Genomic DNA, 21286 nt, shown 5'->3' on the forward strand with positions numbered 1-21286 from the left:
GATGGTGGACGTGAGCTCAGTGGAACAGGTGCGCCCGGACGGCGTCGTGGACTGGGACGGCCTGCGGGCCGCGGCCCGCGACGCCGTCGGCAAGGCCTATGCGCCTTACTCGGAATTCAAGGTCGGCGCGGCGGCCTTCGCCGCCGACGGTCGCCTCCTGACGGGCGCGAACGTCGAGAACGCGGCGTACGGGGTCACGCTGTGCGCCGAGTGCTCGCTGGTCAGCGCGCTGATCATGTCTGGCGGCGGGCGGCTGGCCGCGTTCACCTGCGTGAACGCGCTCGGCGAGACGATCATGCCGTGCGGCCGGTGCCGGCAGCTCCTGTGGGAGCACGGCGGCGCCGAGCTGCTCGTGGACACCCCGCTGGGCATCGTGCCGATGACGGAAGTACTGCCCCAGGCCTTCGGGCCGGGCGACCTGGATCACGTGCGAGAGGCAACACGATGACCGAGCCGTTCGACGCCGTCGACCTGATCCGGGTCAAGCGCGACAACACGGAGTCGCTGACCGACGCCCAGATCGACTGGCTGGTCGACGCCTACACGCGCGGCGCCGTGGCCGACGAGCAGATGTCCGCGATGACCATGGCGATCCTGCTCAACGGGATGACCCGGCAGGAGATCTCCCGGTGGACCGCCGCGATGATCCGGTCCGGCGAGCGCATGTCGTTCTCCGCGCTCTCGCGGCCGACGGCGGACAAGCACTCCACCGGCGGCGTCGGCGACAAGATCACGCTGCCGCTGGCGCCCCTGGTCGCGGTGTTCGACGTCGCCGTGCCGCAGCTCTCGGGCCGCGGCCTGGGCCACACGGGCGGCACCCTGGACAAGCTGGAGGCCATCCCGGGCTGGCGGGCCTCGCTGACCAACGACGAGATGATGGCGCAGCTCGACTCCGTGGGCGCCGTCATCTGCGCCGCCGGCGCGGGCCTCGCCCCGGCCGACAAGAAGCTGTACGCGCTGCGGGACGTCACCGCGACCGTCGAGGCTATCCCGCTCATCGCGAGCTCGATCATGTCCAAGAAGATCGCCGAGGGCACCGGCGCGCTGGTGCTCGACGTCAAGGTGGGCTCCGGCGCCTTCATGAAGACCCTGGAGAGCGCGCGCGAGCTCGCCCGCACCATGGTGGACCTCGGGACCGACGCCGGGGTGCGCACCGTCGCCCTGGTCACGGACATGTCCGTGCCGCTCGGGCTGACCGCCGGCAACGCCCTGGAGGTGCGGGAGTCGCTGGAGGTGCTGTCGGGCGGCGGCCCGTCCGACGTCGTCGACCTGACCGTGGCGCTCGCCGTGGAGATGCTCGCCGCGGCGGACCGGCCCCGGTCGGAGGACGACGTGCGGGCCGCACTGGCCGACGGCCGTGCCATGGACAGGTGGCGGGCCATGATCGCCGCGCAGGGCGGCGACGTGGACGCGCCGCTGCCTGTCGCGAAGGAGACCGAGACGGTGGTGGCGCCCGAGTCCGGCGTGCTCACCTCGCTCGACGCGTACGCGGTGGGCGTGGCGGTCCGGCGCCTGGGCGCGGGCCGCGCCCGCAAGGAGGACGAGGTCCAGGCGGCGGCCGGCATCGAGATCCACGTGAAGCCGGGCGAGGAGGTGACCGCCGGGCAGCCCCTGCTGACCCTGCACACCGACACGCCCGAGCGGTTCGCCCGGGCCCGCGAGGCGCTCGACGGCGGATGGTCCGTGGACCCGGCCGGCAACGGCGTGCTGGGCGGGGCCCTCGGGGGTGCCGCCGGCGCGCTGGCGAGCATGGACATGGGGGCCGGCGCGCTGGTCGGGGCTGCCCTGGCGTCGCAGGGATCGGTGGTGCTCGACCGCATCGTCTGAGGTGGGAGGTAGTTTTCACCCACCGGAAGCGGGCCGGTAGCGATCTTCAGCGTGGCGGTCCGGCGAGTCGCCGGACGTCGGCTTAGCCTGACGAACGTGCAGTCGACAATGCGCCTTTCGTCCCTGCTCGGTGCGATGCGTGCATTCGCCGGGCCCGTCCCCGCGCCGCCGCCGCGCGGCCGCTTCGAGCGCCCCGCCATCCCGGACGACGTCGAGCGCCGGCTGGAGTCGGTGACGTCCCGCGCCCGGCGGTCCGTCCTGGACCCGCTCGGGCGCGAGCGCGGCACCGGGACCGTCGGCTTCCCCCGGCGGCTGAACCTCCCGTCCCTGGACGGCGAGACCGCCGCCGCCGTGCAGGTCGACGAGACCACGTGCGGGTCGGCCGTGCTCGCGATGCTCGGGCTGGCCGGCGACCCGCGGGCGGCCCTCCGGATCGCCGGTGACGACCCCGCGGCGCGGTTCGTGCGGCTGCAGCACGCCGTCCAGGCGGCCACGAACCGGCACGGGCTGGTCGTGGCGAGCTGGCCGCGCACCTACGGCACGCCGCCGTGGGGCGCCGCGCGGTTCGCCAGCTACGGCGGCGTGCGCTACACCCACCGGGTCGCGGGCTCCCGGGGGCTGCTGGAGGCGGCGGTCGAGGCCGCCCGCGCCGGCGTCCCGGTGCCCCTGTACACGGGCGGCGACGTGACGAGCGGGTGGGACGCCGCCGTCCCGCGCCACGTGGTGCTGCTCACCCTGGCCGACGGCGAGGGGACCGAGGGCAACGCGGTGATCTACGAGCCGTCCGGGGCGGGCCTGCACACCGTCCCGGTGGCCGTGCTGCTCGACCCGCCGCCCGCCCCGTCGCGGGAGGCCGAGACGCAGCAGACCACGGGGGACCGCACGGCCGCGCGCGTCCGCAAGGCGCTGACCGCGGCGCTCGGCGGCTGGCCGCACGTGACCTGGGTGGTGCTGCCGGAGCGCGCGGGGCGGTGGCAGGGCGGCGGGGCCGGGGAGACGATGGAAGACCACTGACGGGCGGCCCCTTCCGGGCTTCCCGTCGCAGAGGAGGCCCTGATGAGCACGCTGCCCGGTCCCGACTCCTGGCGTGACGCCGGTCTGGACCCGCCCCCGGACGCCGACGTCGACACCACGCACGAGCCCGACGAGTACGTCCCGGACGCGCCCCGCCCGGACAGCGACGGCGACGCCGCCGAGGCCGACGTCGTCCAGCAGGCCCTGGACGCCCTCGCGGACGAGGACGACGAGAGCCCCGGCGCCGGCTGACGCCGGTGTCGGTGCCGGACGGTAGGTTGTCAGCATGACCACGCAAGACCACGGGGCGCGCCCCGGCGAGGCGCTGATCCGCGCCCTGCCCAAGGTAGTGCTCCACGACCACCTCGACGGGGGCCTGCGGCCACAGACCGTCCTCGAGCTCGCGGACGCCGCCGGGCACGAGCTGCCCGCGACCGACGCCGACTCCCTCGCCGCCTGGTTCCGCGACGCGGCCGACTCCGGCACGCTGGTGCGGTACATCGAGACCTTCGAGCACACCATCGCCGTCATGCAGACGGCCGACAACCTGGCCCGGGTCGCCCGCGAGGCGGTGCTCGACCTCGCCGCCGACGGCGTCGTGTACGCCGAGCAGCGCTGGGCGCCCGAGCAGCACCTGCGGGGCGGGCTGTCGCTCGGCGAGGCCGTCGAGGCGGTGCAGGCCGGGATCGACGACGGCATCGCGGCCGCCGCGGCCGGCGGCCACATCATCCGGGTCGGCCAGCTCGTCGGCGCGATGCGCCAGGCCGACCGCTGGCAGGAGGTCGCCGACCTCGCCGTCGCCTACCGGGACCGCGGCGTGGTCGGGTTCGACATCGCGGGGCCCGAGGACGGGTTCCTGCCGTCGCGCCACCTCGGGATCTGGCGCTTCCTCGCCGAGCACGACGTGCCCGTGACCATCCACGCCGGCGAGGCCGCCGGCCTCGACTCCATCGGACAGGCCGTGCACCTCGGGCAGGCGGACCGCCTGGGCCACGGCGCGCGGATCATCGACGACATCGCCTTCGTGACCGACGAGCACGACCCGGCCGACGGCGCGCTCTCGGCCGACGGCCGCGGCGGCTCGGCCGACCTCGGCCGTCTCGCGCACTGGGTGCGCGACCACCAGATCCCGCTCGAGCTGTGCCCCGTGTCGAACCTGCAGACGGGCGTCGCCGACTCGATCGCGACGCACCCGATCACCCGCCTCAAGGAGCTGGACTTCGCCGTCACGCTCAACACGGACAACCGCCTCATGTCCCGCACGTCGATGACGCACGAGATGAAGCTGCTCGTCGACGAGGCCGGCTGGACGATCGACGACCTCGTCGACGTCACCGTCACCGCCGCCTGGGGTGCCTTCATGCACCACGACGAGCGCCGCGACCTGGTCGACCAGGTCATCATGCCCGGATTCCAGAAAGTCGAAGGTGCCCTCGTATGACCGCACAGACCCACGCGCCGCAGCCCGCCCGGGTGCCGCGCGACAAGGCGGCCCTCGCCGCGTTCGTGGACCACACCCTGCTCAAGCCGGAGACCATGGCCGCCGACGTCGCCGCGCTCGTCGAGGAGGGCGCCGACCTCGGCGTCTACTCGGTGTGCGTCTCGCCGTCGTTCGTGTCGCTCGCCGTCGAGGTCGCCGCCGGGCGGCTCGCCGTCGCGACGGTGTGCGGGTTCCCGTCCGGCAAGCACATGACCGACGTGAAGGCGTTCGAGGCGGCCCGCGCCGTGGCAGACGACGCCGACGAGGTCGACATGGTGATCGACGTCGGCACCGCGCGCGCCGGCCGGTTCGACGTGGTGGAGGCCGACATCGCCGCGGTCCGCGCTGCCGTGCAGCCCGGCCGCATCCTCAAGGTGATCATCGAGTCCGCCGCCCTCACCGACGAGCAGATCGTGGGCGCGTGCAAGGCGGCCGAGGCCGCCGGCGCCGACTTCGTCAAGACCTCCACGGGCTTCCACCCGGCCGGCGGCGCCTCGGTGCACGCCGTCTCGCTCATGGCGCGGACCGTGGGCGCGGCGGGCGGCGGCCGGCTCGGGGTCAAGGCCTCGGGCGGCATCCGGGACCTCGACACGGCGCTCGCGATGATCGAGGCGGGCGCCACCCGCCTGGGCCTGTCGGGCACTGCCTCGGTCCTGGCGGGCTTCGACCGGGACGGGTCCGCCCCCGCACCGGCCGCCGCCCCGATCGACTACTGATCGCTGAGTGCTGGGGGGTTTTTTTTCTCTGGGTTTTAGGGGAAAAAACACCCCAGAACCACCAACGTGGGGGGGGGGTGCCCGGGGGGGGGGGGGTGGGGGGCCTGCCCTCCCACGGCAGGGGCGTCAGAGCGACGCCGTCAGAAACGCCCGGACCAGCGGGACCACCTCGTCGAGCGCGCTCTCCAGGAGGAAGTGGCCGCCGTCCAGGAGGTGCACCTGCGCGGCCGGCAGGTCGGCGGTGAAGGCGCGTGCGCCGTCCGGCCCGAAGACCGGGTCGCCCTCGCCCCAGACGGCCAGCAGGGGCACCTGGCTGTCCCGGAACCACCGCTGCACCTCGGGGTACAGCGGTGGGTTGGTGGCGTAGTCGCGGAACAGTGCGATCTGCACCAGGTCGTTGCCGGGCCGGGACAGCAGCGCGTGGTCGAGCGTCCAGGTGACGGGGTCCACCAGGGTCTCGTCGGCCACGCCGGTGAGGTACTGGAAGCGCGTCAGGTCCAGCGTCAGGGCCTGGCGCACCCCCGCCTCGGTCTCCGGTGTCTCCCGCTCCCAGAAAGCCCGCACGGCCGAGAAGAACTCCGGCTGGAGCCCCTTCTCGTACGCGTTGCCGTTCTGGCTGATCACCGCGGTGACCGCCGTCGGGTCGCGCAGGGCGAGCCGCCACCCGACGGGCGCGCCGTAGTCCTGGACGTAGACGGCGTACCGGCGGACGCCGAGCTGGTCGAGCAGGCCGGCGGTCAGGTCCGCGAGCGCGTCGAACGAGTAGGCGAACTCGTCCGCGGGCGGGGCGTCCGAGAGCCCGAAGCCCAGCAGGTCGGGCGCCACGAGGTGCCACCTGTCGGCCAGCCGCGGGATCAGGTCGCGGAACATGAACGAGCTGCTCGGGAAGCCGTGCAGCAGCACGAGCGTCGGGGCGTCGGGCGGCCCTGCCTCGCGGTAGAACAGCCGCCGGCCCTCGACGAGGGCGTACCGGTGGTGCGTCGTCATGACCGGATGAACGCCAGCAGGTCGGCGTTGATCGTCTCCGCATGCGTCGTCGGCATGCCGTGCGGGAACCCCGGGTAGGACTTCAGCGTCCCGTTCTGCACCAGCTTCGCGGTCCGGGGTGCCGTGTCGACGTAGGTGACGATCTGGTCGTCCTCGCCGTGCATGACCAGCACGGGCACGCTGATCTTCGCCAGGTCCTCGCTGTAGTCCTCGCGCACGAAGGCGAAGACGCAGTCGTGCTGGGCGTTGGCGGCGCCCATCATGGCCTGGCGCCACCAGTTGTCGACGACCGCGTCGACGGTCTCGGTCCCGGGGCGGTTGAAGCCGTAGAACGGGCCGGCCGGCAGCTCCCGGAAGAACGTCGCCCGGCTGGCCGCGAGCGCGGTCTGAAAGCCCGCGTACACGGACGGCGGGACGCCGTCGGGGATGGTGTCGGACTGCACGGTCGAGGGGGTGACCGCGCTCATCAGCACGACCTTCGCCACGCGGTCCTCCCCGTGCCGACCGAGGTAGCGCGCCACCTCGCCCCCGCCCGCGGAGTGCCCGACGTGGACCGCGTCGCGCAGGTCGAGGTGCTCGACGAGTGCCGCCAGGTCGTCGGCGTAGTGGTCCATGTCGTGCCCGTCCGCGGGCTGGGCGGAGCGGCCGTGACCGCGCCGGTCGTGGGCGATGACGCGGAACCCCTGGTCCTTGAAGAACAGGAGCTGGTTGTCCCAGTCGTCGGCGGACAGGGGCCAGCCGTGGCTGAAGACGATCGGCTGCCCGGAGCCCCAGTCCTTGTAGTAGATCTCGGTGCCGTCCGGGGTGGTGAACGTGCTCATGGTCGTGTCTCTCTCTTCGTTCGGTGCGTGCTGTGCGGTGCGTGCTGCTGGAGTGCGTGCTGCCGGAGTGCGTGCTGCTTGGGTACTCTCGTCACAGCCCCCGGCGGGCGAGCCAGTCGAGGGAGGCGTCGGCGAGCGTGCGCCAGCCGTTGTCGAAGGCGGCGCTGTGGCCGCGCCCGGGGTACTCGACGAGCTCGGTGTCCGCGCTGGAGGCGGAGTAGAGGCGGTAGGCCGCCCGGACGACGACGGCGGGCACGGTGTGGTCCTTGCCCGCGGCCACGAGCAGCAGGGGCCCGCGGTCGGCGCGACGGGTGTCGACCGTGGTGGGCGCGTGGGGCGTGAAGTTGGCGGACGACGCCTCGAACAGCGGGCGGCCCGGCCCCGGGATCGCGAACCGCTGGTGCAGCTGGTCGGACTCGGTGCGGGACAGGGCGTTGCCGAAGGAGTAGGCGAACTGCTTGCCGGTCAGGGCCACGGTCCGGCGCTTGTTCCGCGGGTCGGACAGCACCGGGAAGCTGGAGCGCAGCAGGCTCAGCGGCAGGACACGGATCCCCTTGACGGGTGCCGGCGAGATCGCCACGGCGGCCACGGCCTGGCCGCGTTCGAGCAGCTTCTGGGCGACGAGTCCCCCGAAGGAGTGCCCGACGACGATCGGTGGTGCCCCCAGCGTGGCGAGCGTCTCGCTGTAGGCGTCGGTGATCCGGTCGACCCCGACGTCGGCCATCCCGGCCGGGTCGGAGCGCGTGGCGGCGGGTGTGTCGTAGTCGCCGGGCCAGCCCGGTGCGAGGGTCTCGTACCCCTCCTTGGCGAAGTGCTCCTGCCAGGGTTCCCAGGACGTCGAGTGGATCCACAGGCCATGTACGAACACGACGTGCCGTTTCATCGCTCACCCCATCGCAGAAGGAACGTTCCGACGGGGTCGACGCTAGGTCCGTCCTGTTGACGGCCAGTAGATCGGGAGTGGATCCGCGCTGGTCAGCGCACGGAAGACGGGTGGTCCAGCTCGGCCAGGAACTGGTCGGCGCGCCGGACGAACAGGCCGGCCTCCTGCCGGGCCGCGACGCCCCGGGCCTGCTGCACCGCGGCCCGGACGACGTCGTCCGGCTGCCCCTGTGCCCGCAGCAACCGGGCGCGCAGGAGCAGGAGCAGGCCCTCGGAGTAGCGCTGCCCGTGGGCGCGCAGGTAGCCGTCCGCTCGGTCCATGGCCGCTGCGGCCCGCTCGACCTCCCCGGCCGCGAGCCACATGTCACCGAGCAGCGCATGCCACGTGGAGACGCCTGAGCGCACGGGATCGAGCAGGTTGGCGCCGATGAGGCGTTCGGCCTCCGCCGCGGCGCCGGCCGGGTCGTCGCCCGTGGCCGCCCGGCCCCAGCATCGTGCGAGCCGCTGGTAGGTGCCGAGGAAGGTGTAGGAGAAGTCGGGGTCGACGGCGATGCCCTGCCGCGCGGCGCTCAACGCCCAGGCGGAGTCCCCGGCGACCACCGCGATCCTCGTGCACATGGTGGCCCAGACCGTGACGGTGTAGCGGTCGTCCCCGGCGGACTCCAGCCGGTCGAGCAGCTCGCGCGCCCCGGCCACGTCCCCGTGCACCGCCGTGGTCTCGGCCAGCATCCCCGTCGTCAGCAGCTCGAGGTCGTGCTGGACCGGGTTTCCCCCGCCGTCGCCGGAGCCGGTCAGCAGGAACTCCTCGGACCGGCGGAGGTAGTCGAACGCCTCCCCGATGCTGCCGACGTGATACTGGTGGATGCCCCAGGCCTGCGGCCCGTACGCGCGGACGACGGGGTCCGGCGACGACTTGCCCAGCTCGAGCATCTGCTGCGCGAGCAGGCAGCTCCGGTCGAGGTCGAGGCCCTGGATGTGGGCCGCCCATCGGGAGTAGAGCAGCCCGGCGGCCTCCGCCTCGAGGCCCAGGCCGCGCGCCAGGTCCTCCGCACGCTCCAGCAGCTCCAGCTCCGCCCCCGCGTACATCGAACGCATGCCGACCACCGCGATGAGCTCGGACAGCGCGGCCAGCTCCGACCCGGGCAGGCCGGCGGTCCGGGCCACCTGCGCGGCCAGCCGCAGCTGCTGCTCCGCCGCCTCCAGGGCGGACTTCGCCGCCGCCCGGCGTCCGGAGCGCACCAGGGCGGCCGAGGTGCGCGCCGGCTCGGCCAGCGGCCCGGCCGCCCAGAGGTGATGAGCGACCCGCTCGGGCACCGACTCGCCGTCGGGGACCGTCTGCTCCAGGGCGTCCGCCACCCGGAGGTGCAGGCGGGTCGCGTGCCGGGGCGACGTCGTCTCGGAGACGGACTCCCGGACCAGGTCGTGCACGAAGCGGACCGAGTACGGGTCGCCCGGCGCGGGCGCCAGGAGGCCGAGTGCCTCGACGGGCTCCAGGCTGGTGAGGCAGGTGTCGACGTCGACGTCGGCGACGCGCGCGAGCAGGACCAGGTCGACGTCGCGGCCGATGAGCGCCGCGATCTCGAGCAGGCTCCTGGCCTGGTCGTCGAGGTCGGCCATCCGGTCGCGCACCACGTCGCGCACGGTCGACGGCACGCCGGTGCCCCCTGCGGCAGCGCCGTCGAGACCACCGCGGGCGAGCATCCGGGCGAGCTCACGGACGTAGAACGGGTTGCCCGCGGTCCGGCGGTGGATGGCCCGTGCGGCGCGGGGGTCGGGGTCGTGCCCGATCTCGCGGCGGACGAGCTCCGTGACGTCGGCCCCACCGAGCGGTCCGAGCTGGAGCCTGCGATGGCCGGAGGACCGGCTCACCCCCGCGAGCATCCGGGCCAGCTGCGAACCGGGTGTGGGTGCGTGGTCCCGCAGGGCGCCGAGCACGACGGTGCCGGGCGGCAGGCGGGCGGCCAGGTGGCCGACGAGGTCCAGCGAGGCCACGTCCGCCCACTGGAGGTCGTCGACCACGATCATCACCGGTCGCCGCGCCGCCACGCCGGCGACCAGTCCGACAACGTTCTCGAACAGCCGGAACTGGCCGCTGCCGCCGGGCAGCACCTGGCCGCCCAGCGCGTCGTCCTCCGGTTCCAGGAGCCGGCCGATCCCGGTCCGCAGCCAGGCCGCGCGGTCCTGGACCGCCTCGACGTCCAGCAGCGCGCTCACGACCTGCACCCAGGGCCACATCGACGGGGCGCCCTGCCCCTCCACGCACCGCCCCCACGCGACGAGCGTGCCCCGCTCGCCCGCCTCCTCCGCCGCCTCCTCCAGCAGCCGCGTCTTGCCGACACCGGGCTCGCCCTCGACGACGGCGAGCCCGCTGCCGCCGGCCGCGGCCCGCAGGGAGACGTCCCGCAGGACGGCCCGCTCCTCGGTGCGGCCCACCAGACCGCCCGCCGGCAGGACGGCGGGACCGGCCACGACGGCCGGCACGGGAGGAGCCGCCGGACCCGGCCCCGCGTACGGGCTCGGGCTCGGGCTCGGATTGGGGCTCGGGTCCTGGCTCGGCCTCGGGCTGGGGTTCAGGTGGGGGCCCGGGTTCAGGTTCAGGCCCGGCGTCGCCTGGGGTCCCGGCGCCACGGCGACCTCCTGGCGCAGCACCTGCTCGTAGGCCCGCCCCAGCAGCGCACCCGGGTCGATGCCGAGCTCCTCGGCGAGCCGGACCCGGACGGTCTGGAACACGGACAACGCCTCCGCCTGACGGCCGGCCGCGCCGAGCGCGGTGACGAGGCCGGCCTGGACCGGCTCGTGCAGCGGGCCGATCGAGGCCGCGAGCCGCAACGGCGCGAGTACCCGGTCCGGCGTGCCGAGCGACACGGCGACCTCGGCCGCCGCCGTGCACGCGTCGAAGAACTCGCCGTTCAGCCCGGCGAAGACGGGCATGGCCTCCGGGCTGCAGGCCAGCCCGTCGCCCGCGGAGCCGTGCCAGAGGCGGAGCGCCCGCTCGTAGAGGTCCAGCGCCTCGCCGTGGCGGTCCCGGCCGAGGGCGCGCGCCGATCCGACCAGCTCCCGGAACGTCGCGAGGTCCAGGGTCCCCGCCCCGGCCGTGCACAGGTAGCCCGCGCCGCGCCGCACCAGGTACGAGCTGCGGCCGCGGGCCGGCAGCGCGGGCTCCATCAGGCGTCGCAACGTGCCGACGTACTTGTGGATCACGTTCACGGCGCTGTCCGGCGCGCTGTCCCCCCAGATCAGGTCGACGAGCTCCGTCTTGGTGACGGGCAGACCCTGGTGCGCCAGGAGCAGGGCGAGGAGGTAGGCCTGCTGGCGGGGGCCGGTGTCGAGCTCGACCCCGCCGCGCCACAGGCGTAACGGACCGAGGATCTGGATGCGCAGGGTGGAGCCGCCGGGTGAGTGTGCCTCCGCATCTGCGGCGGCCGGCAAGGTGGACACGCGCACGTCCATCACACCCTCGATCGAGCTGACAGAAGTCCCGGCAGGACCGGCATCGTGCGGCTCACCGACGTCACACACAGCGCAGGCCGTAGCCAGACTCTAGTCCCTGGAGTTCACCTCCAGCGAGATATTCACCCCCTCCCCGGGTCACCAGAACGGCCCCGGTCTCAAACCACCTGGTGAGGGCTGCGCAGCGGGGCAAGGTGCTCGGTAGATTGGGCGGTACGACGCCCGCACAGCGGGCGCGCGCACCGCACCGACCCGAGGACGGAGACTCAGTGGCCGGCCACACGCAGCTTCCGACCCGACGCGACCAGTACGCCGAGATGACCCGCCGGGAGATCGTCGCGGTGGCCCGCCGGCTGTTCGCCGAGCAGGGTTATGCCCGCACGACGGTCGGCCAGATCGCGCGCGGGGCCCGGGTCTCCCCGGCCACCGTGTACGCCCAGTGCGGCGGCAAGGAGGGGTTGCTCGGCATCCTGATCGACATGTGGACCGCCGCTCAGATCGTGCGCGACATCATCGCCGCGTGCGAGGCGGCGGACACGGGTCGGACCAAGCTCGAGGTGCTCGCCGAGGGCTACGTCGCGATCTACGAGGAGTCCGGCGACATCATCCGCATCGTGGAGCGGGCGGCCGCGAGCGTGCCCGTGGCCGAGGCGTTCCTCAGGACCGCGGACGAGCGGCACCAGGAGGCCCTGCGGCAGATCGTGCAGCGGATCCAGGACGTCGGCGACCTCGCCGACGGCGTCTCGGTGGAGGACGCCGTCCGGATCATCTTCTTCCACTTCAGGTACGACCAGTTCGCCCTGGCGAGCGACGCCTTCGGCTGGGGTGTGGACCGGGCCGTGCGGTGGATCACCGAGCGGCTCGGGGCCGCGATCCTCCGGGACTGACCGCTCCCTGGCCCACGGTCGTCGGCCCCGGTCGTCCAGCCTCCGCCGCCCCGTCCACTGGCCGTCCACACCCGGTCAACGGCCCGTCCAGCGCTCCGGCCTAGCGTCGGCCGCATGACGATCTGGCACCGGCACGTGACCCGATGAGCGAAGCACCACCGGCCACGGCCGGCCCCGGCGTCGTCCCGCCGCCGCCCGCGGCGGCGACCGGCCCGTACGCCGCCGAGGTCTCGGCGTCCATGCTCGACCAGGTCGCCGCCCTCCGGCGCGGCGACCTGTCCGCGCTCGAGCTGACGCGGACGTACCTGGAACGGATCGACGCGCTGGACCGGCACGACACCCTCAACGCGTTCGTCCTGTCCCGCGGGCAGGAGGCGCTGGCGGACGCCGCGCGGCTCGACCAGCTCCGCGCGTCGGGCCGGCCGCTGGGGCCGCTGCACGGCATCCCGCTGGCCGTCAAGGACAACCTGTTCACCGCGGGCACCCCGACGTCGAACGGCACCGCGGTGCTGGACGGGTTCGTGCCGCGGCACGACGCGGCCGCCGTCCGGCTGCTCCGCGCCGCCGGCGCGCTCGTCCTCGGCAAGACCAACCTGCACGAGTGCTCCTTCGGCATCACGAGCAACAACCCGCACCACGGCGCGGTCCGCAACCCCTACGACCCTTCCCGGATCCCCGGGGGATCCAGCGGCGGGTCGGGCGCGGCCGTCGCGGCGCGTCTGTGCTCGGCGGCGATCGGGAGCGACACCGGCGGGTCGGTGCGGATCCCGGCGGCGCTGTGCGGCGTCGTGGGCCTCAAGCCCACGCTCGGCCGGGTGAGCCGGGCACGGATGTTCGGCCTGTCGTGGACCTGCGACGTGGTGGGACCGATCGCCCGCACCGTGGCCGACGCCGCCGCGCTCCTGCGCGTGCTGACCTCCGGCCCCGATCCGCTGGACCCGGGCGCCGAGCACGAACCGGCGGGAGCGGGCATCCCCACGGCCCTCGGCGAGGGCGCCGGGGCGCTGCGCGGCGCGCGGATCGGGATCCCGGACGGGTTTCTCGCCGCGGACAACGCGCCGGACGTCGACCGGGTCCTGGCGCGGACCCACCGCGTGCTCGAGGACGCCGGGGCGACGCTCGTGCCCGTGCCGCTCGACGGGGTCGAGGAGGCCACCGCCCAGGGCTTCGTGACCGTCGTCCCGGAGGCCGTCGTGGTCACCGAGCGGGCCCTGCGGACCGCGGGTCTCGACGGCGGCGTCCGCGCGCACCTCGACCGCTTCGGCCCGGACGTGCGCGCCGCGCTGGGGGCGCAGGTGGGGCCGGAGCCGCACCCGGTACCCGCGTTCCGGTACGCGGAGGTCCTGGCGGGCACGCTCCCCGCGCTGCGCCGGACGTTCGCCGAGGCCTTCACCACGGTGGACGTCCTGCTCACCGCGACCACCCCGGCGACCGCCGTCCCGCTGACCCAGGACACGACGATGCGGCACAACGGGCGGGCCGTGGACACGTTCGAGACGTTCGTCCGGTACACCTACGGCGTCTCGATGGCGGGGCTGCCGGCGATCTCGCTGCCCGCGGGCACGGACGCCGCCGGGCTGCCCGTCGGAGTGCAGCTCGTCGGCCCGCGGTGGGGCGAGGCCGCCCTGCTCCGGATCGCCCACGCCCTGGAGACCGCGCTGGGGCGCTGAGCCACGTGGTTGACCGGACCAGCCACGTCACCGGCCCGGGAGCCCGTCGTGCTCCTGGGCCAGCATCAGGTGCACGGAGGCGACGGCGCCCGCTCCCTCACCGACGGCCGCCGCCACCCGCTTGACCGAGCCCGCCCGGACGTCGCCCGCGGCGAAGACCCGCCGCAGGCTGGTCTGGAACGGCAGGACCGGGCCTGCGGCGACGTCGCCCGGCCCGGTCACCCGCGTGCCGGTGAGCAGAAAGCCGTGGGCGTCACGTTCGAGGCCGGCGAGCCACTGCGTGTCCGGCTCCGCCCCGATGAAGCAGAACACGGCGTTGCTCGGCACCTCGTGCTCGGACGCCTCGGGGGTGCGCAGGACGACGCCGCTGAGCGCGCCGCGGCCGTCCAGCCCGACGACCCGGGTGCGGGTGCGCACCTGGACCAGGGGGTGCGCCTCCAGGCGCCTGGCCAGGTAGGCCGACATGCTCTGCCGGATGCTCCCGCCCCGGACCACCAGGTCGACCTGCGACCCGCGCGAGGCCAGGAAGAGCGCGGCCTGACCCGCGGAGTTGGCGCCGCCGACCACCGTGACCGGCCGGGTGACGCAGTCGCGGGCGTCGAGCTCGGTGGCCGAGTAGCGCACGTGCCCCAGCCTCTCGAACTCCTCCAGCCGGGGCACCGAGAGCCGGCGGTACCGCGCCCCCGTCGCGATGATCGCCGCCCGGGCCCGCAGCCGCGTGCCGTCGGCCACGCTCACGACGGGACCGCGCCGGTCGGACATGTCCAGCGCCACCACGTCGCAGGGCGCGTAGAGCTGGGCGCCGAACTTGAGCGCCTGCACCAGCGCCAACCGGGTGAGGTCCTCCCCGCTGATGCCGCGGGGAAACCCCAGGTAGTTCTCGATGCGTGAGCTCGTGGCGGCCTGCCCGCCCGCGCCGCCGGAGTCGAGCAGCACCGTCACGAGCCCCTCCGACGCCCCGTAGACGGCGGCCGCGAGCCCCGCCGGACCGGCGCCGACCACGACCAGGTCCACGTCGCGGTGGGAGTCGTCGCGCGCCAGGCCGATCGCCTCGGCGACGTCGTGCGGCGCCGCCCGGCGCAGCACCCGGTCGGAGACGATCGCGACCGGCAGGTCCGCGGCCGTCAGGCCGTGCGCCGCCAGGACCGCCTGCCCGGGGATCGAGTCCGCCTCCAGCGCCACGTGCGGCAGCAGCAGCCGGGCCGCGAAGGTCCGCAGCGCGCGGGTCCGGTCCGAGTTGGGCGCCCCGATGATCTCGAGCACGCTCCCCGCCGCCCGCTGGATGATGCGGCGACGCACGCTGAACGCCTCCACGATCACGTCCGCGATGTCGACCTGCTCGCCGAGCATCCGCCGGAACGGCTCCCCCCGGACGCGGACCACGGTGCCGGGACTGCGCACCCGGGCCGTGAGGAACACCGACTGCCCGGTCAGCATGCTGAGCTCGCCGGTGAAGTCCCCCGGGTGCCGGGTGTACACGACGTGCTCCGGCGCGGTGGCCGTGGCGTCGCGCACGACGTCGACGACGGCGGACTCGATCAGGAACAGGTCGTAGCGCCGGTCGCCGGTGGCGTACAGCACGTCACCCGCGGCGACGCGCTCACGCTGCCCGTAGGAGGCGAGCCGCCCGAACTGCTCCCGGCTCAGCGCCGGAGCCGGGGCCTCGGCTCCGGCGCGCACCGCCTCGGAAGGACCCGGGGGTTTCTCCGGGTTGGCCGGAAACCCCCGACAGGCATCTTCGGAAATCCCTGCGACCCCCCTTGGGCCCCGCTGTTGTTCCTCCCCCTCCCCCCCCGGACCCGCCGGCAGGTCGTCGTCGGCAGTCATGACGTCAGCGACCGGTCTCGCGCGCCGCCCGCTCGATGAAGGAGACCGTCGTCCCGGGGTGCGAGGCGAACACCATGTGCGAGGCGCCCCGGACCGTCTGCACCGTGGAACCGGCGCGCTCGGCCATGAACCGCTGGGCGGCCGGCGGGATGATCTTGTCCGCGCCGCTGATCAGGGTGTAGCTCGGGATCTCGTGCCACGCCTGCACCCCGGCGGCCGGCTCGGCGAGCGCCACGTCCGTCACGGGCCGCTGGGTGATGGCATAGAGCGCGGCGTCCTTGGCGGGCAGGTCGGCCGCGAAGCGCGGGTGGAACACGGCGGGATCGATGTACAGGTCGACCTGCCCGCCCGGCAGCGGAACCGGCTTGAGCGACTCGGCCACGGTGCTGCCGGGGAACTTCCCGGTCAGCTCCACCGCGGTCTCCCCGGTCTCCGGGATGTAGGCCGCCACGTAGACCAGTGCCTGCACGTTCTCGTTGCCGCGGGCGGCCGCGGACATGACGATGCCGCCGTACGAGTGGCCGACCAGCACGATCGGGCCCTCGATGCTGTCGAGCAGGGCGTCGAGCTGGGCGGCGTCGGAGGCGACCCCGTGCAGCGGGTTGGCCGCCGCGACGACCGGGTACCCGTCGCGGACCAGCCGGCTGCTGACCGCGTTGAAGCCGCTGCCGTCGGCGAAGGCACCGTGGACCAGGACCACGGTCGGCCTGACGGCCGGGCCGCCGTGCCGACCGCCGCCGCCGGCGTCCGCGGCTGCCGTGGCGAACATGCTCAGGCCGGCCACTGCGAGCGCCGCCGAGGCCGCGACAAGGCTCCTGAAGGTTCTGCTGATCATGATCGAGCTCCTCCGTGCGGTTCTGCCTTCCAGGCCCGGAACCGGGCCCCGGCACGACGCTAGGGATCTCGGATGGACGGGTGGTGTACCCGCACTGCCCGCTTCGTCGGTCCGGTGACGTGGGACTGGAGCGGGCCGCACGCCGCGATCAACAAACCGTCCACAACCCGGGCCGGTCGAGCCCCCGGGGAGGTCGCGGGTCAGGACGCCGGCGGGAGGCGCTCGTCCCCGGAGGCGTCGAGCAACAGACGCAACCCGGCCTCGGACGCGCTGCCCGGCGCGGCGGTGTGCGTGAGGATCCGCTGGCCGTGGCCCTCGGGCAGGTGCAGCACCTCGTACTCGAGATCGAGGTCGCCGACCACGGGGTGGTGGAGGCGCCGGGTGCCGCTGGTGCACAGGCGGACCGTCTGCCCGGCCCACAGGCCGGCGAAGTCCGCGCTCCGCACGCTGAGCTCCCCGACCAGCTCGATGAGGCCGCGGTCCTCGGGGAACTGTGCGGCGACGTAGCGCAGCGAGGCCACGGCGACGGCCGCCTCCTCGTACCAGTCACGGTGCAGCTCCCGGGTGTGCAGGTCGAGGAACAGCATCCGGAGCTGGTTGGGCCGGTCATCGGGGCGCGACGGCGCGGCGACGTCCAGGTGCCCGGCCATCAGCAGGTGTCCGACGTGGTTCCAGGCGAGGACGTCGTTGCTCCGGCCCAGCAGGAGCGCGGGCACGTCGCGCATCGCGTGCAGGAGCCGGACGGCACCCGCCTGGGGCTCCTCGGTCATCAGGACGGGCCGCCGCTTGCCCGAGGCCGGCCGGGCCAGGGCGAACAGGTGGGTGCGTTCGTCCTCGTCGAGGCGCAGCGCACGGGCCAGCGCCTCGATGACGGCGTCGGAGGCGTTCTGCGACTGCCCCTGCTCCAGGCGCGTGTAGTACGTGGCCGAGACGCCGGCGAGCTGGGCCAGCTCCTCACGCCGCAGGCCGGGCACCCGGCGGCGTCCGTAGGCACGCACACCGACCTCCTCGGGACCGACCCGGTCGCGGCGGGAGCGGAGGAACTCGCCCAGCTCACCGATGCCGTGGGTGTCGCTCGATGCGGAATCGTTCACGACGCCATGCTCCCCCACCCGGGCAGGGCGAGCCTGTCCCTGGCAGTGCTAGGCGACGCAGGGGTCTGGTCCGTGCTCCGGCCTGCTCCGATGCTCGACCCATGACTCAGAGCACTCAGCACACTCAGCGCACGACGGAGAGACGCAGCACCCCGGTCGGTCGGTTCACCACGGCAGAGCGACTGGCCCTGGCCGTCCTGCTGACCGCCAACTTCACGCTCGCCGTCGACTTCTCCATCCTCAACGTGGCCCTGCCGCGGATCGGGCACGACCTGGGCTTCGCGACCGCCGAGCTGCAGTGGATCGTGACGTCGTTCGCGCTGTGCGCGGCCGGGTTCACGCTCTTCTTCGGCCGGGTCGCCGACCTGTTCGGCCGCCGTCGCCTCTTCCTGGTCGGCATCGTCGTCCTGGGGCTGTCGTCGTTGCTCGGCGGGTTCGCGCAGGACCCGGCGACGCTCATCGGCGCCCGGGTCGCCCAGGGCCTGGCGACGGCGATGGTCACCCCCGCGGCGCTGTCCCTGCTGGCCACGATGTTCGCCGAGGGGCCCGCCCGCGACCGCGCCCTCGGCCTCAACGGCGCGCTCATGGCAGCGGGGTTCACCACCGGCGCCGTCCTCGGTGGCGTGCTCACGGGCACCACGAGCTGGCGGTGGGCGTTCTTCGTCAACGTCGTCGTCGCCGTGGCCGTGCTGGTGACCGCGCCGCTCGTGCTGCGGGAACGGCCCGCCGGCCACCGGCCCCGCCTCGATGCGCCCGGTGCGCTCCTGGTGACCCTGGCGCTCCTCTCCCTGGTCTACGGCATCAGCAGCGCGGGCGAGGTCGGCTGGTCGGACCCGGCCGCCTGGGCCCCGCTCGTCGGCGCGGTCGCGCTGCTGGGCCTGTTCTGGGTGGTCGAGCACCGCGTCCCCGCTCCCCTGGTCGCGCCGCACCTGCTGCGCCGCGGGAACGTGGCGTGGGGCAACGCCGCGGGGCTGCTGGCCTTCGCGACGGAGACGTCCCTGGTCTTCCTCCTGACCATCTACCTGCAGGATCTCCTGGGCTTCGACTCCGTCACCGCCGGGCTGATGCTTGCCGTCCTCGGTGTCGGTACCGTCGTGGGCGGCCTGCTCGCGCCCGGGCTCATCGGGCGCGCCGGCGCCAAGCGGGTGATCGTCCTCGGGTTCCTGGTCCAGGCCGCGGCCACGGCTCCCCTGGCGTTCGTCGACCGGTCGCACGCCTGGGTGGTCCCGCTCTTACTGCTCACGTTCGTCGGCGGGGTGGCCAACCTCGTGGCGATCGTCGGCTACACGGTCGCGTCGACGGCCGGCGTCCCCACCGCCAGCCAGGGGCTGGCGACCGGGCTGGTGAGCATGAGCCAGCAGGTCGGGATCACGCTCGGCACCCCCGTGATGTCGGCGGTCGTCGCGAGTCGCCTCGATACCGGCCTCCTCGACACCGGCCTCCTCGACGGCGTCCGGCTCGCCGTCGGCGCCAACGCCGCCGTCTGCCTCATCGCTGCGCTGGTGATCGCCGCCGCGCTCAAGCTGCCCGGTACGACCGCCACACCACCCGGACGTGACCAGGCTGCCGTCGTCGAAACAGGTCGTGCCCACTGACGCCACGGGCGGTTGCCGCGATACTGCAAGGACGGAGGTGGTCCCATGAACCCCGATCGCAGGCAACGCCACATCGCCCTGGTCGCCCACGACAACATGAAGGTCGAGCTGCTGCGCTGGGCGGAGTACAACCGCGACACCCTCGCCGAGCACCAGCTCTACGCGACCGGCACCACCGGGACCATGCTTGAGTACGAGCTCGGCCTACCGGTGCACCGCTTCCTGTCCGGCCCGGTCGGCGGTGACCAGCAGATCGGCGCCCGGATCGCCGAGGGCAGCCTCGACATGCTGATCTTCTTCTGGGACCCGCTCGAGGCACAGCCGCACGACCCCGACGTCAAGGCGCTCCTGCGGATCGGTGCCGTGTGGAACGTCCCGATGGCCTGCAACGTCGCGACCGCCGACATGATCATCTCGTCCCCGCTGCTGTCGAGCGACTACGAGAGCCGTCGGCCCGACCTGACACCACGCAGCTGGGACCGGACCGCGGAGTCCCCGACCTGAGGAGCCACAGCACAGGAGCTCCGCGCCGGCGCGTCGGTCGTGACCGAGGGCCGAGACGGAGGCGCGGCCCGGTGGCGGACGGAGCGTGTCGCGATCTGGAGCGCGTGCCGGTGGAGCGCGTCCAGCCGATCCGGATGGCTGGTCTCTGCGAGCCCTTCTGTGCGGACGGCTGAGGTGCGAACCGGGCGTTCGGCAGTTCCGAGCGCCTGGAGCAGGCGCGCGGTCAGGAGATCGATGCGGTCACGGATCCTGTCGAGGTCGGGGCGCGTCGTGGGCACGCCGTCCGGATCGGCGGCCCAGCGGGCGAAGAGCCCCGCCTGCACCACCTTGCTCGCGTCGAACTGGTCACGAAAGAACGCCACGGCGGCATCCGGGTCCAGCCCGACCGTGCCGGCCCTGTTCCGGACGTCCTCCAGGACCCGTTCCTCGCGCGCGGGGTCGTCGACGGGCGAGCCGGTCAGGAACTTCGACACCGCGACCCCGTCCGCCAGGAGAAGCCGCTCGACGACGAGGTCCGTCAGGGTCTCGGCCAGGTGGCTGAGCCGCGGATTCTCGGGAGAAGGCATGGTTGTACTTCCTCGACGAAGCTGGGCGAACAGTAGAGTTACTAGTCAGTCTACATGCCTAGCTGCTGCAAGGCCCTCGCACGGGCCGGCTACCTGGGCGATCCAGGCATCCGGCCCGTGCGCGGGCGGCTTCGTCAGGCCGGCGCGGGGCCGAGGGACCGCAGCAGCCTGCCCATCTCCCCGTAGGCCTTGTTCCGGTACGCGACCAAAGCCTTGACCTGCTCCGGCGTGTAGTCCCGCGTCAGCCCCCTGCCGTTCTTCACACCCTTGCGGTCGCCCGCCACCGCATCCTTGATGAGGTCGGGCGTCGCCAGGCGCTCGCCGAAGTTCTCCTCGAACGTGCGGAACCCGCCGGCGTAGACGTCGAGCCCGGCCTGGTCGGCGATGGCGAACGGCCCGAAGAACCCGAGACGGAAGCCGAACGTGGTGCGCACGACCGTGTCGATGTCCTCGGGCGACGCGATGCCCTCCTCGGCGATCGACATGGCCTCCTTGAGCAGCACGTACTGCAGGCGGTTCAGGACGAACCCCGGCACGTCGGCCACGAGAGCGCCCTGCCGGTCGGCCCGGGCCAGCAGCTCGCGCACGACCGGCACGACCTCCGGGTCGGTGCGCTCGCTCAGGACGAGCTCGACGCCCGGGATGAACGGGGCCGGGTTGGAGAAGTGCACGGTGAGGAACCGCTCGGGGTTCGTCACCGCCTCGACCAGCACCCGCGCGGGGATGGTCGACGTGTTGCTGCCGATGATGGCGTCCGCGCGCGCGGCCCCCGAGATCCGGCCGAGCACGTCGTGCTTGACCTCGACCGACTCGAACACCGCCTCTTCGACGAAGTCGACATCCGCGACGGCCTCCTCGATCGACGCCGCGGTGGTCAGGTTGGCGCGGATCGTCTCGGTGGCACCGGCGTCGTAGAGACCCACGTCCTCGAACTCGCGGGCCTCCGCGAGCAGCCGGGCGTACGCGGTCTGCGTCGCCTCGGCCGAGACGTCCGCGATGACGACGGGCAGGCCCGCGAGCGCGAACGACTGCGCGATGCCCCCACCCATGTACCCGGCCCCGACGACGGCGACCGAGCTGATGCTCGTGATCATGATGTCCTTTCCCGATCTGAAACGTTTACCGACAGCA

Annotated in this window: 19 protein-coding genes; 10 read left to right on the plus strand and 9 right to left on the minus strand. The window is 73.7% G+C overall.

From position 1 onward, the window contains the following. Position 1 precedes the first annotated feature (1 nt). From ACFV9Q_RS06100 to deoC, 6 genes are all read left to right on the plus strand, one after another. Positions 2-448, plus strand: coding sequence for a cytidine deaminase (locus tag ACFV9Q_RS06100; protein ID WP_377233623.1), 447 nt, complete (start codon positions 2-4; stop codon positions 446-448). Continuing rightward, positions 445-1827 carry a thymidine phosphorylase gene (locus ACFV9Q_RS06105; RefSeq protein WP_377233624.1) on the plus strand — a complete coding sequence of 461 codons (1383 nt, stop codon included), beginning with the start codon at positions 445-447 and terminating at the stop codon, positions 1825-1827. Before ACFV9Q_RS06100 ends, ACFV9Q_RS06105 begins: the two co-directional genes overlap by 4 nt. 135 nt (positions 1828-1962) lie before the next feature. After that, entirely contained in the window at positions 1963-2841 is an 879-nt protein-coding gene (locus ACFV9Q_RS06110; protein WP_377233625.1) for a hypothetical protein, read from the plus strand. A gap of 42 nt (positions 2842-2883) precedes the next feature. Then, the gene (locus ACFV9Q_RS06115; RefSeq protein ID WP_377228853.1) at positions 2884-3093 is read left to right on the plus strand and encodes a hypothetical protein; all 210 of its coding nucleotides are present in this window, start codon (positions 2884-2886) and stop codon (positions 3091-3093) included. Positions 3094-3127: 34 nt separating this feature from the next. Continuing rightward, positions 3128-4282: an adenosine deaminase gene (locus ACFV9Q_RS06120; RefSeq protein ID WP_377233626.1), complete on the plus strand. Its 1155-nt coding sequence runs from the start codon at positions 3128-3130 to the stop codon at positions 4280-4282. Next, positions 4279-5037, plus strand: a complete 759-nt coding sequence (deoC, locus tag ACFV9Q_RS06125) for a deoxyribose-phosphate aldolase (RefSeq protein WP_377233627.1) — start codon at positions 4279-4281, stop codon at positions 5035-5037. The genes ACFV9Q_RS06120 and deoC overlap by 4 nt, the downstream gene beginning before the upstream one ends. A 126-nt stretch (positions 5038-5163) precedes the next feature. Here the strand turns inward: deoC and ACFV9Q_RS06130 are convergent, their stop codons facing one another. From ACFV9Q_RS06130 to ACFV9Q_RS06145, 4 genes are all read right to left on the minus strand, one after another. Then, a complete protein-coding gene (locus ACFV9Q_RS06130) occupies positions 5164-6024 on the minus strand; it encodes an alpha/beta fold hydrolase (RefSeq protein ID WP_377233628.1) in 861 nt (286 codons plus the stop codon). Then, complete coding sequence (locus tag ACFV9Q_RS06135; RefSeq protein ID WP_377233629.1) at positions 6021-6845, minus strand: alpha/beta fold hydrolase; 825 nt, start codon at positions 6843-6845, stop codon at positions 6021-6023. The genes ACFV9Q_RS06130 and ACFV9Q_RS06135 overlap by 4 nt, the downstream gene beginning before the upstream one ends. A 91-nt stretch (positions 6846-6936) precedes the next feature. Then, entirely contained in the window at positions 6937-7728 is a 792-nt protein-coding gene (locus tag ACFV9Q_RS06140; RefSeq protein ID WP_377233630.1) for an alpha/beta hydrolase, read from the minus strand. Positions 7729-7820: 92 nt separating this feature from the next. Beyond that, on the minus strand, positions 7821-11165 hold the full coding sequence (locus tag ACFV9Q_RS06145; RefSeq protein ID WP_377233631.1) for a BTAD domain-containing putative transcriptional regulator: 3345 nt from the start codon (positions 11163-11165) through the stop codon (positions 7821-7823). Positions 11166-11446: 281 nt separating this feature from the next. Here ACFV9Q_RS06145 and ACFV9Q_RS06150 point away from each other — a divergent pair, with 281 nt between their 5' ends. Beyond that, positions 11447-12064 (plus strand): TetR/AcrR family transcriptional regulator, encoded by a 618-nt coding sequence (locus tag ACFV9Q_RS06150; protein ID WP_377233632.1) that lies wholly within the window; start codon positions 11447-11449, stop codon positions 12062-12064. Positions 12065-12207: 143 nt separating this feature from the next. Next, the gene (locus ACFV9Q_RS06155; RefSeq protein ID WP_377233633.1) at positions 12208-13734 is read left to right on the plus strand and encodes an amidase; all 1527 of its coding nucleotides are present in this window, start codon (positions 12208-12210) and stop codon (positions 13732-13734) included. Positions 13735-13761: 27 nt separating this feature from the next. Here the strand turns inward: ACFV9Q_RS06155 and ACFV9Q_RS06160 are convergent, their stop codons facing one another. The 3 genes from ACFV9Q_RS06160 to ACFV9Q_RS06170 form a co-directional block, all read right to left on the minus strand. Then, on the minus strand, positions 13762-15414 hold the full coding sequence (locus ACFV9Q_RS06160; RefSeq protein ID WP_377233634.1) for an FAD-dependent oxidoreductase: 1653 nt from the start codon (positions 15412-15414) through the stop codon (positions 13762-13764). Positions 15415-15565: 151 nt separating this feature from the next. Continuing rightward, complete coding sequence (locus ACFV9Q_RS06165) at positions 15566-16396, minus strand: alpha/beta fold hydrolase (protein WP_377233635.1); 831 nt, start codon at positions 16394-16396, stop codon at positions 15566-15568. A 200-nt stretch (positions 16397-16596) separates the two neighbouring features. Continuing rightward, positions 16597-17490 carry a helix-turn-helix transcriptional regulator gene (locus ACFV9Q_RS06170; protein WP_377233636.1) on the minus strand — a complete coding sequence of 298 codons (894 nt, stop codon included), beginning with the start codon at positions 17488-17490 and terminating at the stop codon, positions 16597-16599. Positions 17491-17591: 101 nt separating this feature from the next. On the opposite strand from ACFV9Q_RS06170, the gene ACFV9Q_RS06175 reads away from it, so the two are divergent. Then, on the plus strand, positions 17592-19085 hold the full coding sequence (locus ACFV9Q_RS06175; protein ID WP_377233637.1) for an MFS transporter: 1494 nt from the start codon (positions 17592-17594) through the stop codon (positions 19083-19085). Positions 19086-19130: 45 nt separating this feature from the next. Next, entirely contained in the window at positions 19131-19589 is a 459-nt protein-coding gene (locus ACFV9Q_RS06180; RefSeq protein ID WP_377233638.1) for a methylglyoxal synthase, read from the plus strand. On the opposite strand, the gene aroQ is transcribed toward ACFV9Q_RS06180, so the two are convergent. Both aroQ and ACFV9Q_RS06190 read right to left on the minus strand, forming a co-directional pair. After that, positions 19523-20155 (minus strand): gamma subclass chorismate mutase AroQ, encoded by a 633-nt coding sequence (gene aroQ, locus ACFV9Q_RS06185; RefSeq protein ID WP_377233639.1) that lies wholly within the window; start codon positions 20153-20155, stop codon positions 19523-19525. The genes ACFV9Q_RS06180 and aroQ overlap by 67 nt on opposite strands. Before the next feature lie 134 nt (positions 20156-20289). Beyond that, complete coding sequence (locus ACFV9Q_RS06190) at positions 20290-21249, minus strand: 3-hydroxyacyl-CoA dehydrogenase family protein (RefSeq protein WP_377233640.1); 960 nt, start codon at positions 21247-21249, stop codon at positions 20290-20292. Positions 21250-21286 lie beyond the last annotated feature (37 nt).

This window comes from Promicromonospora sp. NPDC059942, from assembly GCF_042731755.1.
In the GTDB taxonomy this organism is placed as follows: Bacteria; Actinomycetota; Actinomycetes; order Actinomycetales; family Cellulomonadaceae; genus Promicromonospora.

Coding starts and splice junctions, on each gene's coding strand:
- ACFV9Q_RS06115 (WP_377228853.1), top strand. CDS start 2,884: ATGAGCACGCTGCCCGGTCCCGACTCCTGGCGTGACGCCGGTCTGGAC.
- ACFV9Q_RS06175 (WP_377233637.1), top strand. CDS start 17,592: ATGACTCAGAGCACTCAGCACACTCAGCGCACGACGGAGAGACGCAGC.
- ACFV9Q_RS06180 (WP_377233638.1), top strand. CDS start 19,131: ATGAACCCCGATCGCAGGCAACGCCACATCGCCCTGGTCGCCCACGAC.
- deoC (WP_377233627.1), top strand. CDS start 4,279: ATGACCGCACAGACCCACGCGCCGCAGCCCGCCCGGGTGCCGCGCGAC.
- ACFV9Q_RS06190 (WP_377233640.1), bottom strand. CDS start 21,249: ATGATCACGAGCATCAGCTCGGTCGCCGTCGTCGGGGCCGGGTACATG.
- ACFV9Q_RS06120 (WP_377233626.1), top strand. CDS start 3,128: ATGACCACGCAAGACCACGGGGCGCGCCCCGGCGAGGCGCTGATCCGC.
- ACFV9Q_RS06100 (WP_377233623.1), top strand. CDS start 2: ATGGTGGACGTGAGCTCAGTGGAACAGGTGCGCCCGGACGGCGTCGTG.
- aroQ (WP_377233639.1), bottom strand. CDS start 20,155: ATGCCTTCTCCCGAGAATCCGCGGCTCAGCCACCTGGCCGAGACCCTG.
- ACFV9Q_RS06110 (WP_377233625.1), top strand. CDS start 1,963: ATGCGTGCATTCGCCGGGCCCGTCCCCGCGCCGCCGCCGCGCGGCCGC.
- ACFV9Q_RS06140 (WP_377233630.1), bottom strand. CDS start 7,728: ATGAAACGGCACGTCGTGTTCGTACATGGCCTGTGGATCCACTCGACG.
- ACFV9Q_RS06135 (WP_377233629.1), bottom strand. CDS start 6,845: ATGAGCACGTTCACCACCCCGGACGGCACCGAGATCTACTACAAGGAC.
- ACFV9Q_RS06105 (WP_377233624.1), top strand. CDS start 445: ATGACCGAGCCGTTCGACGCCGTCGACCTGATCCGGGTCAAGCGCGAC.
- ACFV9Q_RS06165 (WP_377233635.1), bottom strand. CDS start 16,396: ATGATCAGCAGAACCTTCAGGAGCCTTGTCGCGGCCTCGGCGGCGCTC.
- ACFV9Q_RS06130 (WP_377233628.1), bottom strand. CDS start 6,024: ATGACGACGCACCACCGGTACGCCCTCGTCGAGGGCCGGCGGCTGTTC.
- ACFV9Q_RS06155 (WP_377233633.1), top strand. CDS start 12,208: ATGAGCGAAGCACCACCGGCCACGGCCGGCCCCGGCGTCGTCCCGCCG.